General features: G+C 34.6%; 11 protein-coding genes, 1 tRNA gene and 1 pseudogene. 12 read left to right on the forward strand and 1 reads right to left on the reverse strand.

Going from position 1 to position 13,947, the window contains the following annotated elements:
• Positions 1-765 precede the first annotated feature (765 nt).
• The 7 genes from Q7C23_RS15885 (at position 766) to Q7C23_RS15915 (ending at position 10,997) form a co-directional block, all read left to right on the forward strand.
• Positions 766-978, forward strand: a complete 213-nt coding sequence (locus Q7C23_RS15885; protein ID WP_375033457.1) for a hypothetical protein — start codon at positions 766-768, stop codon at positions 976-978.
• Positions 966-2,066, forward strand: a complete 1,101-nt coding sequence (locus Q7C23_RS15890) for a phosphotransferase enzyme family protein (RefSeq protein WP_375033458.1) — start codon at positions 966-968, stop codon at positions 2,064-2,066. Before Q7C23_RS15885 ends, Q7C23_RS15890 begins: the two co-directional genes overlap by 13 nt.
• Positions 2,067-2,110: 44 nt before the next feature.
• Positions 2,111-3,976, forward strand: coding sequence for a beta-galactosidase family protein (locus tag Q7C23_RS15895; protein WP_375033459.1), 1,866 nt, complete (start codon positions 2,111-2,113; stop codon positions 3,974-3,976).
• A 305-nt stretch (positions 3,977-4,281) separates the two neighbouring features.
• Complete coding sequence (locus tag Q7C23_RS15900; RefSeq protein ID WP_375033460.1) at positions 4,282-7,608, forward strand: SusC/RagA family TonB-linked outer membrane protein; 3,327 nt, start codon at positions 4,282-4,284, stop codon at positions 7,606-7,608.
• A gap of 11 nt (positions 7,609-7,619) precedes the next feature.
• A complete protein-coding gene (locus Q7C23_RS15905; protein ID WP_375033461.1) occupies positions 7,620-9,155 on the forward strand; it encodes a RagB/SusD family nutrient uptake outer membrane protein in 1,536 nt (511 codons plus the stop codon).
• Between the two features lie 26 nt (positions 9,156-9,181).
• Positions 9,182-9,817, forward strand: a complete 636-nt coding sequence (locus Q7C23_RS15910; RefSeq protein ID WP_375033462.1) for a hypothetical protein — start codon at positions 9,182-9,184, stop codon at positions 9,815-9,817.
• 100 nt (positions 9,818-9,917) lie between these two features.
• The gene (locus Q7C23_RS15915; RefSeq protein ID WP_375033463.1) at positions 9,918-10,997 is read left to right on the forward strand and encodes a hypothetical protein; all 1,080 of its coding nucleotides are present in this window, start codon (positions 9,918-9,920) and stop codon (positions 10,995-10,997) included.
• 239 nt (positions 10,998-11,236) lie between these two features.
• Here the strand turns inward: Q7C23_RS15915 and Q7C23_RS15920 are convergent.
• Positions 11,237-11,800 (reverse strand): annotated as a pseudogene (locus Q7C23_RS15920) (RagB/SusD family nutrient uptake outer membrane protein); the annotation flags it as partial.
• A gap of 73 nt (positions 11,801-11,873) precedes the next feature.
• Between Q7C23_RS15920 and Q7C23_RS15925 the strand changes: the two are divergent.
• The 5 genes from Q7C23_RS15925 to Q7C23_RS15945 all read left to right on the forward strand — a co-directional run bounded on the left by Q7C23_RS15925 (position 11,874) and on the right by Q7C23_RS15945 (position 13,935).
• Positions 11,874-12,275, forward strand: a complete 402-nt coding sequence (locus Q7C23_RS15925) for a helix-turn-helix domain-containing protein (RefSeq protein WP_375033464.1) — start codon at positions 11,874-11,876, stop codon at positions 12,273-12,275.
• A 112-nt stretch (positions 12,276-12,387) separates the two neighbouring features.
• A tRNA-Lys gene (locus Q7C23_RS15930) sits at positions 12,388-12,460 on the forward strand.
• 293 nt (positions 12,461-12,753) lie between these two features.
• The gene (locus tag Q7C23_RS15935) at positions 12,754-13,077 is read left to right on the forward strand and encodes an ArsR/SmtB family transcription factor (protein ID WP_375033465.1); all 324 of its coding nucleotides are present in this window, start codon (positions 12,754-12,756) and stop codon (positions 13,075-13,077) included.
• Between the two features lie 6 nt (positions 13,078-13,083).
• Complete coding sequence (locus Q7C23_RS15940; RefSeq protein WP_375033466.1) at positions 13,084-13,551, forward strand: SRPBCC domain-containing protein; 468 nt, start codon at positions 13,084-13,086, stop codon at positions 13,549-13,551.
• A 6-nt stretch (positions 13,552-13,557) separates the two neighbouring features.
• Entirely contained in the window at positions 13,558-13,935 is a 378-nt protein-coding gene (locus Q7C23_RS15945) for a DoxX family protein (protein WP_375033467.1), read from the forward strand.
• Positions 13,936-13,947 lie beyond the last annotated feature (12 nt).

Raw genomic sequence — 13,947 nt, forward strand, 5'->3', positions numbered from 1 at the left:
GGGTCATCTCAAATTCTTAGATTGCAAATTTCTTATTTTATTTTGACATTTCCTCCCCAGGTTTTGTGCTTGATCCTTCAAAATACCGATAAAGATTTTCTCCTTCATTCTCTCAATCACTAAACAACAAAACTCACTCTTAGTTAGAACATCAAAAATAATAAAAATCAACTTTTTTTTCCCATTTCAGTAAAAACCTTCGCATTACGAATATACTTTTTCTAACCGTTCATTTAAAAAATCTCCTGCAAGTACAAAGAAAGTTTTTTCTTGTTATTTGTAAAAAGTTAAAAAACCAGAAAAAAAGGTTGAATGTTGTTATTTGGCGTATTTAATGTGCTCGTGCACATAAATTTAATGTGTTCGAACACATTTTTTTAAATTTTCTTTTTTTATTTAAAAAAAATATATAGTTTAGTCATTGAATTACGAACAACTAGTTCATATTTTTAATTTAAAAACAAATAAAACAGCAATTAAGTATGGTTTTTTAGATTTTTTATGAAAACATATAATTATTAAATAAAGTCTTTTTTACTCATTTTTTTTAATATGGGAAAAAGTCCAAAATAACAGGCCTTTTTGAAGATTAATATTTGTTAAAAAAGGGAGGGAATTATTATTAATTTGTTTATTTTTTTTAAGATTAATACTCGAAATAAACAAAGAGTAAATTCTTCAATAACAAGATTTTACTTCTAAATTATCCTATAAACTAAAATAGAACAACCAAAGATTTATATTAATAAAGCATAACCAAAGTAGATGAAGCGAAAATTAGCAGAATTAGCCGTAGTTATTGTAACACAACACGGAACCTTTAAAAAGTTACAAACTAAAAAATCAAATATTGAAATTTCAAATAAAAACCACCAACAGGCTGGATTTACTTATACAACATATAAAGATTTGGCTGAAATAGAGACAAAAAAAACGCATACTAACGGCATTCATCAAATGATAGTATGGAACAATTAATTCAAACTGTCTTTCAGGATTTTTATCCGGACAAACCTATAATTGCCTACACTGTCATCGATATTGGCTTGATTAATAGCACTTATAAAATTAAGACTGCCGATGCTGAATATATTTTGCAAAAGATCAACCAGATCGTGTTCCCAAACATAAAAGCTTTGTTGAACAATAAGATCAAAACTACTTGCTATCTAAATGCAAACGGTTTTTTTACTTTGACATTTATCGAAAATAAAAATGGCCATTTTTATTCGGAACAAAACCAAGCGATCTGGCAGCTTTCAACGTATATCCCTTCTTTGGTCCTAGATCGAATTGACTCAGATGCGGTTGCTAGTCAGGTGGGTGCTTATTTAGCAAAGTTTCATACGGCATTGCTTAATTTTCCTGTTTCGGAGTTGGAATATACAATCCCGGACTTTCATAATACCATAAAAAGATTTTCTGACTTTAAGGAAAGTATAAAAAAAGCTTCTCCGAAAAGGTTATTAGAAGCAAAAGAATCAATTGCGTTTTTAGAATCTAATTTTAAAAACATACAGAATGTTGCTAGTGATATAAATACAGGAACAATACCTCTGAGAGTAGTACACAATGACACTAAAATAGGCAACATGCTTTTTGATCAAAACAAAAATATACTATGTATGATTGATTTTGATACCATAATGCCGGGAAGTATTTTTCACGATATAGGTGACACTTTAAGAACAGGAACTAACACAGCAACTGAAGAAGAAAAGGATCTATCAAAAGTATCTTTTGATATAGAAATTTATGAGGCCTTTATGAAAGCCTATGTAAATGTAGCCTCTTCTTTTATGTCGGAGAAAGAAGCAAAAAACATCCATCTAAGTTTACCCCTGATTCTTTTCGAGCAAGCCTGTCGTTTCTTGGGAGATTACTTAAATAATGATAGTTATTACGCTACAACATATGAAAATCAGAATTTGGTAAGAGCAAAAACCCAAATTAAACTTATGGACAGTGTACAGTCCTATCTCAAAACAAAAAAATCAATTCCGTTTCAATACAAGACAATGAAATTTCTCAAGGGAAAATTGTCTTTGATTTTAAATAGAAAATAATAAACAACCAATGGTTCGTTGGTTTCATTAAATTAAATAGTTACATGAAAAAAAATCTTTTTACCCTATTTCTCTTTCTTTTGCTGGCGGTAAACGCAAAAGGACAAACTAAACATACTTTTACTATTACAGATGGTAATTTTGTTTTAGACGGAAAACCTATTCAGATTCATAGCGGAGAAATGCATTATGCACGAATTCCTAAACCGTATTGGCGTCATCGTTTGCAAATGATGAAAGCCATGGGACTAAATGCCGTGGCAACCTATGTTTTTTGGAATTACCATGAAACTGTGCCGGGTGTTTGGGATTTTGAAACGGGTAATAAAGATATTGCCGAATATATAAAGATTGCTCAGGAAGAAGGTTTGTATGTCATTTTACGTCCGGGACCGTATGTTTGCGCTGAATGGGAGTTTGGCGGATATCCGTGGTTTTTACGAAATGTTCCAGGAATGGTTATTCGTGGTAATAATCCTCAATATTTAGCTGCGACAAAATCTTACTTTACCGCACTTTATGGACAGGTAAAAAATTTATTGGTTAGTAATGGAGGCCCAATAATTATGGTTCAGGGTGAAAATGAATTCGGTTCCTATGTAGCGCAACGAAAAGATATTCCGTTAGAAGAACATAAAAAGTACAGTGCAGCCGTTTTTCAACAACTGAAAGATGTCGGTTTTAACGTTCCTTTCTTTACTTCGGATGGTAGCTGGTTATTTGAAGGCGGTGCCCTTCCGGGAGCTTTACCAACAGTAAATGGTGAAGATGACGTAGCTAAACTAAAAGAAGTTGTCAATAAATATAACGATGGAAAAGGTCCCTATATGGTGGCTGAATTTTATCCAGGCTGGTTGGATCATTGGGCTGAAGAATTCCCGAAAGTTTCTACCGAAAGTGTAGTAAAACAAACTCAAAAATATCTTGATGCAGGGGTTTCTTTCAACTATTATATGGTGCATGGAGGAACTAATTTCGGTTTTACCTCTGGAGCTAATTACGATGGGAATCATGATATTCAGCCAGACTTAACTACTTATGATTATGATGCTCCAATAAGCGAGGCAGGTTGGGGAACAGAAAAATACATTGCATTACGCGATATCTTAAAGAATCCTAAAACACCACCAGTCCCTACAAAGATTCCGGTAATTTCTATTCCAAACATTAAATTAACCAAAGCCGTTAGTCTCGAATATTTAAAGAATAAAGTAAAACCAGTTAATGCAGATTCACCTTTAACTTTTGAGGATTTAAATCAAGGACATGGCTACGTTTGGTACAGTAAAAAATTCAAACAGCCTATTAGTGGAACACTTGAGTTAAAAGGACTTCGTGATTATGCAATTGTATATGTGAATGGAGTAAAAGTAGCTGAACTGAATCGTTACTACAAAAAATACGATTGTACGATCGATGTTCCTTTTAATGCCACTTTGGATATTATTGTCGAGAACATGGGACGTATTAATTACGGAGCAGACATTATAAATAGTACAAAAGGAATTATTTCACCTGTAATTATCAACGGACAAACAATCACCGGAGATTGGAACATGTACCAACTACCAATGGATGTCGCTCCAAATTTAACCGATGCTAAAAATAACGCAAAAGTTGGAGCACCAACAGTTTATCAGGGAACTTTTAATCTGAGTACAGTAGGTGACACTTTCCTTGACATGCGCGATTGGGGCAAAGGAATCGTTTTTGTAAATGGAATCAATATTGGCCGATATTGGAGTGTTGGACCTCAACAAACTTTATATCTCCCAGGATGTTGGTTGAAAAAAGGTGCTAATGATATTGTAATTTTTGAACAGAAAAATGACAAAGTACAAACTTCAGTAGGAACTTTAGAAACGCCAATATTAGAAAGTTTACAGCCTGAGAAAGGAGAACCTAAATAAAAAAGGTTGGTTTTTCAGGAGAAAAATTAGGGCAATGAAAAAGTAAGAACAGCCAAAATAACCATCTCTATTTACTGTCTGATTTTAAGAAAGTTAAACCGAAAAATGGTTTACTTATTGCCCTTCCTATGCCTTTTTTTAAAATAATTAAACAAATAAATATCAAAAATGAGCAGTACTCACCATGCTTCTATTTTTTGATTTCAACCTAATTAAAATCGCCAATAACGAGCCAATAGAGCGAACTGTTATTACATCAAACATTTAATTAAACCATATTTATAAACCACTTAAACAACCAATTTATGAGAAACCAATTTGACCCGGCTCCGGCTGGGCTATTAACCAAACAAAAAAAAATATTTCTTTTGATGAAAAAGAAAGCAATATTCTTTTTTGCATTCTTATTTACTATTTCTTCTTTTGGAAATACATCAAAATTATCTTCTGATTCAAAGAAAGATATTTTGATGAAACTTCCTGTGAAATCAAAACCCGAAGGAAAACTAATCACATCCAAAATTGACAATCCCATCACTGGAAAAATTTTGGGTGAATTAGGTGAAAATTTATCAGGAGCAACTGTTAAAGTAAAAGGCAGTTCCATACAAGCTATTACTGATGTAGACGGAAGTTTTTCTATAGCTGCAAAAGAAGGAGATGTTTTACTTATCTCTTTTGTAGGTTATCAAAACAAAGAGATTACTGTTGGTACTCAAAAAAATTACAACATTAAACTTAAATCTGCTCAAAACGATTTAACAGACGTTGTTGTTATTGGATATCAAAAAGTCCATAAAAAGAATGTAAATGCAGCAGTATCAACTATTACCAGCAAAGACTTACAGGATATTCCGGTAATTAGTGTTTCTTCTATCATTGGTAGTTTGGCAACCGGAGTACAAACACCAACTCAAACGGGTGCTCCCGGAGGAAGAGGTTCTTTGGTTATACGTGGAAATACAAGTATGTCTTCAGGATACAGCAGCCCGCTTTATGTAATTGACGGAGTACAGACTTCTTTAGAAGATTTAGCAGGATACAATACTTCCAACACAGACTTTTTAGCTTCTTTGAATCCAAATGATATTGAGAAAATAGATTTCTTAAAAGATGCTTCTGCAGCCGCTATTTACGGATCACGAGGTGCTAATGGGGTAATTATCATTACCACTAAAAAAGGAGGGGCATTGGATAAACCAGAATTTACTTTTTCATTAAACACAGGATTATCCCCTATTCCGGATTTAGTACCAATGAATATTGGATCTGCCGAAAGAAATGCCAAGATGGCCATGGTAAACAAATGGTGGAAATCTGATGACTTACAAACATCACATATTCCAATGGTTTTATCAGACAGTTTGAATCCGGCTTTTAATAACAAAGTAGATTATCAGGGATTATTTTATAGAACCGGGATTTCTAATAAGTATAACTTAGGTATGAGAGGCGGATCAGAATCGACCAACTATAGATTATCATTAGGATATGATAATGTAGAGGGTGTTATTAAAAATTCAGGTTTTAAGCGTTATACTTTTTCAGGAAATATCAATTCTAAAGTTGGGCAGAATTTTGACAATCAATTTCGTGTGAATTTAGTGCTAACTGAAAATCAAACTGGTCAGGGAAATCCTGATGGCGGAAATTTTCAATTTAATAACACATTACCTACTGACCCTTCAAACTTAAATTCTTCTTTATTTTATGTTTCAGATGCTAAAATTAAATCACTTCAAGGAGAATTATCTGAAAAGCTAAATACTGATGAAGTTACACAAGTGACCTTTTCTGATTTTATGAAATATGATTTCACTTCTGCTTTTTCTGTTAATGCCCAATTTAATTATGTGTATAGTTCTGAAAAGAAAAATTATTATGAGCCTTCAACAGTGCGTGAAGATGGCGATGGTTTTGCCAGTTATGCTTTGTATAACCGTAAAAATTTGTCTTCAGATCTTTATGTTAACTACCTGAAAAAATTTAGTGAACATACCATTACGGCTGTACTAGGACAAAAAACGGATTATAATAAATATGAAAATATGTTTATGTACGCCAAAGGATTTGGAGTAGATGCTATCAAGGTTATTAACGAACGTTATACGCAGGATCAGATTAATGGTAATACAAGTATAGAATCAAATGCCTTATTATCTTATTTTGGCCGTGTAGGGTATCGTTATAAAGATCGTTATATGATTGACGTTGCTTTTAGTAGGGATGGTTCTTCTCGTTTTGGTGAAGATGTTCGTTATGCTAATTTCTCTTCTGTAGCGTTAGGATGGGTTTTCTCTGATGAACCTTTCATCAAAAATTGGGGTGAAAATATTATAAGTTATGGAAAACTAAGAGCCAGTTATGGTGTAAATGGAAATGAAATTGACGAGAACTTTTTAAGATATGGATCTTACAGATTAGGGTACGGTGGAAACCCGTTGTGGTCTAACCTTATGAATGTCTCTACTTACGGCGGCACAACAGGAGTGGTAACCGATTATAATACTATCGGGAATCCTAATCTTTCCTGGGTAAATGCAAAACAATGGGATATTGGTTTCGATTTGGATTTGTTTAATAATCGAATCAATGTAACTTTTGATGCCTATAATAAAAAAACAGAGAATCTATTATTTGAAACACTTTTCCCAGCTTATTCAGGTTTCAATCAGGCCAAATCAAATGTAGCGGGAGTAATGAATTACGGTTGGGAATCAATGGTTAAATTCCAAATCTTTTCGATGAATAATCCCTGGAAACTAGAGGTAACTACGGGGATAAGTCAAAACAAAAACTATGTAACGAAGCTTCCTAATGGGAACAAAGATTATTACGGATATGATGCAAACAGAGGCAGAGATTATGGATATGTGGTAGGAATGCCATTAATTCTTCCTGTACAATTCAAGAATGAATATATTATAGATTATCTGAGTCAGTTACCCGTAAATCCATATACAGGTGAAGTGCTACATGGCAAGTCTGCCTGGGGAACTATTGCACCTGGTACACCAATATGGAAAGATTATAATGGTGATTATTTGTTAGATGAAGCCGGTGATTACAAACTAGATACTTCATTTAAGCCAACACCAGATTTCACAGGTTTATTCAATATAAATTTACGATACAAAGGCTGGTATTTACAAGCCTACAGTCAATTCTCTTTTGGTTCTGATATTATAGATTCATCTACACAAAGATATTTGGATAATTATGATAGAGGTACTGATTGGGCTACTACAGGACTGCAAGATCTGAGTGATTTGTCATTTTGGGAGAATCCCGGAGATGGTGCAGCAGGCGTACATTACCCGGCTTTATATCCTGCCCGACCAAATACTACACCATACTACAGGTTTAGAAGTGGTCAGTCTTTATGGAAAGAAAGTGGTGATTATTGGAAAATATCAAATGCTACTCTTGGCTATACAATAGACAAAAATCGTGTTTTAGATCAAATGCATATTTCTAGAGTGCGTGTTTATGGAACAATTTTAAATCCATATCAATGGCAACGTTCTAAAGTAGTTGCAGATGCTTCTCAAGTAGATGAGATGGGGTATACTCTTGGAAACGGGTATCCACAATCAAAAACATTCACATTTGGATTGGATATTAAATTTTAAATGAATTAAAAATGAAAAAATATACATACAGTAAAATAACAGTCCTGATTTTTGGCTTTTTTAGCCTTTTTAGCTGTACAGACATGCTGGACCAGGAACCACTAGGTCTTGCTACTCCACAAAATTTTTGGGTTTCGCAAGCCAATGTCGAATCAGCATTAGCTGGAGATTACGCTTTACTTAAAGAAGCACTGACTAGAGATTCAAACTTTTTGTTATGGGGAGAATTTACCGGAATGACTTTTATGGATAGTCAATTCTGGATTGTAGATTATATCGAAGGAAGTGGCAATTATGTTTTGGCGTATCGAGATGATTCCCGTAATTGGAAAGGATTTTACAGAGCAGCAAACTGGGCCCTTTCTATAGAAAAACACGTAAGCGAAATGCCAGACAGTGCTTTCCAATCGACAGAAGAAAAAAACAGATTAATGGGAGAAGCGGCTTTTGTAAGATCGTTATCTTATTTCTATCTGGCCCGTATTTGGGGAGATGCACCTATTGTTGATGAAGTTATAGAAACTTCAGACCAATTGATTAAGGACGGTTATATCGTCACAAAACCAAGAGAAAACGAATTAAAAGTGCTGGATTTTGCTTTGGCTGCAGCCAATAAAGCAATCAGCTTACTGAAATACTCATCTCCAGGGGCTCCTAAATGGGCTATTACAGCAAACAAAGCAAGCGCTGAAGCCTTAAAAGCACATATTACACTTTGGTACGCGAGTAGAGATCATGGCAATCCAGCGATGCTGGCTCAAGCTCTTGCCTCGGCTAATTCAGTAATTGGAAACAGTAATGCTTCACTTATTGATTATGCAAATGAAGGAGTTGATGGCTTTAATGATATGTGTATTGGTCAATCTAAAACAGGACTTTTTGAGATCAATATCAGTTCTGCAATGAATGAGTCTTATCGTGTTGACGGAGGAGACAATACGATGACAGGGTTAACATTAACAGATCCGTTTTTTCTAAATCCTAATTCCAATGCTCCAATTATTAATGATGATTTTTATGGTAAGAATATGATGAATTCTAATCCGGATCGGGATAATGACAAGCGTAAAGAATTGTTTTTTAGTGATTTCGACTCCAATGAACAATCCTCTTTGATGAAGTATTCGCAGGCAACGCGTGACGGTCAGTCAACTGATCCGTATGCGAGATTTTCAGAATCGAATATTCTAATTTTCCGATTGGCAGATATCTATCTTCTTAGAGCAGAAGCCAATATGAAATTAGGAAATACTACAGCTGCGGTTTCAGATCTAAATACAATCAGATCTAAAGCAAATGTACCTAATTATACTGGTGCAACAGATATTACATCATTAACCAAAGCCATTTTTGATGAACGTACAATTGAACTTGTGGGAGAAGGACAATCTGGATTTGACAGAATCAGAATGAATTACTACGCAGGAGTGAGTTGGATGAATCCAGACAGAATTTCTCATCAAGGATGTTTTTGGCCAGTTGATCCGACAATAATTTCAATTAATCCAGCCATTATTCAAACAGATTACTGGAAAGGAAAACTGTAATTTTTTAATCTTAAAGAACACAAAACATGAAATATATATCTATAATAATTGTACTGTTTACCTTGTATTCCTGTTCAAACGATGACTATCTAATAGATGGCGGTTTGGCCGATCAAAATGTTGGAAAATCAACTTATGATTTTCTAAAATCACATAAACAATTAGACACCTTAGCTTTATTAATTGAAAAAGCAGGAATGATTGACGTAGTTAACGCCGAGTCAACAACTCTTTTTGCTCCAAATAACTTATCTATAAAAAATTATATTTATTATATGAGGGACATAGAGGAGAATCAGGATTATGGAATCGATGATATACCTACTGAAGATTTAAAAGGGATGTTGGGAGGCTACATTTTTGATCAAAGTCTCGATCGAAGTAAACTGGTAAAAGAAGGAAAAATTTATACGGCACATAATGGAGAGCAAAGAATGCTTTCGCTTAAACCTGTCGATGAATATGGAGATCAGTTAGATGAATTTCCTGAATATGTATATTATACTTTTAAGGGAGATGACGACTATTGGGGGGCTAACCCAAGTGAAGACGGTAACAATGACGATGTTAATACTGTTGTCAGAACTTCCAATTTAATTTCTACCAATGGAGTAATTCATGTACTGCAAGGGTCTCATCATTTTTCGAATTATACCGATTAAACCATCGTTTTTATAGGAAAATGTCAGAACAAAAATGGAATGCCAAAATTGATTTTTTGAAGCTATTTCTAAGAAAATTAAAAAAATAACATAAGTACATATGAAAAAGATAATTTATTTATTCGGGATTACCCTGCTTGTATTATCGTGTGAGCAGCCCGAAGTAGGATATATCAGTGATAATATACATTCACTACAAGACACAATAACCGTACCTCGTGGCGTATTTTATTCTTCAACGCCACCAGCTGTAGAAGGATCGACCTATCCTATGGAATGGTCAATCACCGGTATTACAGACAAAGATGGTAAACCAACTACTGAATTGCAGGACTTACATGAAATTCTAACCTGGACCGCTCCGTTTGATCCTAAAACAGATACTACGCTGGAGCTGGCCATGAAAAAATTAAAATTGAGCCCGCAGCCTTCTATTATAATGAATCCGGTGAGTGGTGAATTTGTCTTCACACAAGCTTCAAAAAATGTTGTTAATAATGATTTCATTATTAATGTAAATGCTAAAAATGTTAGGGGCGAACGTCAATTAGACAAGTTTACGTGGGTAAAAATGGGACCTTTTGTTCCTGTAGAATTCAAAACGGAGATGCGTTCAAGATTACAATTAGGCAAAGGAGGAGGAGTTTATGACACAGGTTATACCTACTCTGTTTTAAATGATAGTGATCCGAAAGTTCCGGGTGTATTAGATGGGACCGATCCTTATATCACAATTGTAAAAATAAGCGATGAACCTAAAATGGCTGTAAACGTAAAAATGATTATTGCCGATAGTCATGGAGCAGCTCTTGATCCTAATAAAGTAGTTTTTAATATTAGTGGATCTGAACCTTTGCAAAATTACCATGACAATACTATAGGTGTCGTATTGGATTCAGAAAGCACTACTTTTGGTTTACCTGCTCCTCCATTTCCACAATATGCAAGAAATTACCAAGGTAATGATGCTTACTTAATGTATTATTTAACAACAGCTGATGCTTTTACGGTAGATAAAGCAGCTTTTGAAGCAGATAATGGAGTAAAAGACTGGACGAATTATATCGATCCTGCCACTGGTCAAATTCGAAACAGAGCATACATAAGATGGGGTGTAAAAATAAATGATTCCGGTACTTGGGAAATTAAAATGAAAATCCCTTATACAACCAAAAAATAATTTTAGCTGAAACCTCAATCATAAAGTTATTTAGGCTCATTTATTTGAGTTGCTATTAAAACAAATCCCTTTTTACTGTAACAGGTAAAAAGGGATTTGTTTTTTATATCCAGTTATTTATTTACACTAGAAAAAAAAGCACTGTCCTACCACAGGACAGTGCTTCTTACATAAACCACCAATTTATTGGAAACCAAAACCAATCAACAACAACTTACAAATTGTTGATCGTCTTTTCTTTAACACCCTTTTTCTGATTGTGCCGAACTCAAATTCGGGTTCTTATCTACCGCAGCCTGCGGATAGGGCAATTTCATAAATTTGGCCTGCCAACCACGCTCTTGTGCAATGTTACCTGTAATATCATAAATGGTTTTCATTACCTGATCAGCAATTCCCCAACGGCGACTATCAAAATAACACTGCCCTTCTCCCGCTAATTCAATACGTTTTTCATTTCGAATAAGTTCACGCATTTTTTCTTTCGTATTATACATCGCCTGATCTACTGCTGGCATTCCTGAACGATCTCTAATGTCATTAATTGCATCGTAAACAGAGCTATCCGGACCACTCTCCTCATTTTTTGCTTCTGCATAAATCAGTAAAATTTCAGCATAACGCATAATCGGAAAATCCTGCGCGCCATCCCATTCTGCAGAAAGATAAGCTGGATCCGTTAATTTTCTGTAATTATATCCTGTCATATTGCTGCTTGCGCTCCAATCATAAATATAACCCGGCGAAGCATTTTCCCAAGGGGAAGTAGGAAACATTATACTAGCGTATAAACGTGTATCTCTATTATGAAATTCTGCAAAATAAGCAACTGAAGGACTTCAGCGAATAATTGAATTTCTTAAGATCGTAAATATTATGCTCAATACTGATGAATATGAGCTGCTTGCCGGTTTAGGATATTTCCATTCCTATAATGAAAAAGACACCGAAAGAATGAATCAGGTGTATAAATACATAATGATGAATTTCACCAAACCCATTTCTTTAGAAACGATTGCATCTGTCGCTCACATGACACCACCGGCATTTTGCAGTTTCTTTAAAAAACGAGCTCAAAAATCATTTACCCGTTTTTTAAACGAATTAAGAACAGGGCATGCCTGCAAACTTTTGCAAAATGAAAAACTATCAGTATCTGATGTATGCTATGAAAGTGGTTATCAGAATTTTGTGAATTTCAATAAGCATTTTAAACAGATAACAGGAAAAACGCCAAGTACCTATAGAAAAGAATTTACTACGATTCGAAATTTCTAATAAACAACGAGTTAAAAAAAAACTACTATTCTCAAGCTTTTTAAATTAAATTTATTGGGTATTACCAAAAAAAACTTCCTATATTTGCACCCCCATTCAAGAATCGAATTATGACTCGATAGCTCAGTTGGTAGAGCACATCACTTTTAATGATGGGGTCCTGGGTTCGAGCCCCAGTCGGGTCACAAAAGGTTGAGTAATTTATTTTACTCAACCTTTTTTTATTTTAGGTCATGCAGAGAAATGGTACACTCGCCATCTTGAAAGGATCGTGCTTTTATTACTTCCAGGGCACAAATAATCATTAGAGAGCAATGTAATTTTTTAAAGTTTTCAAGAACTACACTTTTCCAGTTCTCCTTTCAATCTATCAGAACAAAGACTTTACTACTAAAATACAATCAATTACAAAAAAAATCCTAAAAATATTTGCGTAGCCAAATAACTTCACATATATTTGTAGCCAAATAACTTCACAATGAATTTAAGACGAGATGTATTTCAGGCTATAGCCGATCCGACGAGAAGAGCTATTTTACTTTTGGTGACTTCGCATTCGATGACAGCCGGAGCGATCGCATCCAATTTTGACACAGCAAGACCAACCGTATCCAAACATTTAAAAATCCTGACCGAATGTGAATTACTTCAGCAAACACAAAACGGCAGAGAAGTCTATTATACCATAAATGCAGAACGAATGAGAGAAGTTGCTGAATTCATTGAACCTTTCATAAAAATGTGGGATGACAGATTCAATAAACTTGAGGACATAATGAAAAACTATAAACCAGAAAACTAAACCAATATGGAATTAAAAACAAAAATAAATGCTGAAGACAGCAAACAGGAACTCGTCATTACAAGAGATTTCGACTTACCTGTTTCCCTGCTTTTCAAAGCGTATATAGAACCCGGAATTGTAGAACAATGGATGGGAACCAAAGTTTTAAAACTGGAAAACAAAAAACACGGCGGCTATCAATTTGAAACTAGTGATGCAAAAGGAAATGTAGTACTACAGATCAACGGCGCCATCCATGAGTATATCCCCAACCAAAAAATCACCCGAACATTTGAAATGGAAAATTCACCATTTGCAGTGCAATTAGAGTTTCTGGAATTTGAAGCAATCACAGCAAATACCAGCAAACTGACCATGCAAATTGTTTACAAATCAAATGCATTAAGAGATCAAATGATGCAGCTTCCATTTAAACAAGGCATCAATATGGCCCACAACAGATTACAAGAAATCGTTAGCAAACTAAAATAAAGTATCATGACAAAAAGAAACAAAATTATATACTGGGTTGCCACACTATGGCTGGCATTAGGAATGACTGCAACGGGAATCGTGCAGATATTACAAATTAAAGAAGAAGTGGATATGATGGCGCATTTAGGCTATCCACTTTACTTTCTGGTTATACTAGGGGTTTGGAAATTACTAGGCGTTATCGCAATACTAATTCCGAAATTACCGTTACTAAAAGAATGGGCATACGCAGGTTTCTTCTTCGCTATGTCGGGTGCGATTATATCACACTTTGCCAAAGGCGACGAAGCCATTGCTTATTTTGGCCCAACTTTACTACTTGTTTTAACTGTACTATCGTGGTATTTTAGACCTGCGGATAGAAAAACAATTTCAGTTTAACCTATAAAACAA

The sequence above is a fragment of the Flavobacterium sp. LAR06 genome (genome assembly GCF_041946075.1).
Classification (GTDB): domain Bacteria; phylum Bacteroidota; class Bacteroidia; order Flavobacteriales; family Flavobacteriaceae; genus Flavobacterium.

Coding starts and splice junctions, on each gene's coding strand:
- Q7C23_RS15890 (WP_375033458.1), top strand. CDS start 966: ATGGAACAATTAATTCAAACTGTCTTTCAGGATTTTTATCCGGACAAA.
- Q7C23_RS15945 (WP_375033467.1), top strand. CDS start 13,558: ATGACAAAAAGAAACAAAATTATATACTGGGTTGCCACACTATGGCTG.
- Q7C23_RS15895 (WP_375033459.1), top strand. CDS start 2,111: ATGAAAAAAAATCTTTTTACCCTATTTCTCTTTCTTTTGCTGGCGGTA.
- Q7C23_RS15905 (WP_375033461.1), top strand. CDS start 7,620: ATGAAAAAATATACATACAGTAAAATAACAGTCCTGATTTTTGGCTTT.
- Q7C23_RS15900 (WP_375033460.1), top strand. CDS start 4,282: ATGAGAAACCAATTTGACCCGGCTCCGGCTGGGCTATTAACCAAACAA.
- Q7C23_RS15925 (WP_375033464.1), top strand. CDS start 11,874: ATGCTCAATACTGATGAATATGAGCTGCTTGCCGGTTTAGGATATTTC.
- Q7C23_RS15935 (WP_375033465.1), top strand. CDS start 12,754: ATGAATTTAAGACGAGATGTATTTCAGGCTATAGCCGATCCGACGAGA.
- Q7C23_RS15910 (WP_375033462.1), top strand. CDS start 9,182: ATGAAATATATATCTATAATAATTGTACTGTTTACCTTGTATTCCTGT.
- Q7C23_RS15915 (WP_375033463.1), top strand. CDS start 9,918: ATGAAAAAGATAATTTATTTATTCGGGATTACCCTGCTTGTATTATCG.
- Q7C23_RS15885 (WP_375033457.1), top strand. CDS start 766: ATGAAGCGAAAATTAGCAGAATTAGCCGTAGTTATTGTAACACAACAC.
- Q7C23_RS15940 (WP_375033466.1), top strand. CDS start 13,084: ATGGAATTAAAAACAAAAATAAATGCTGAAGACAGCAAACAGGAACTC.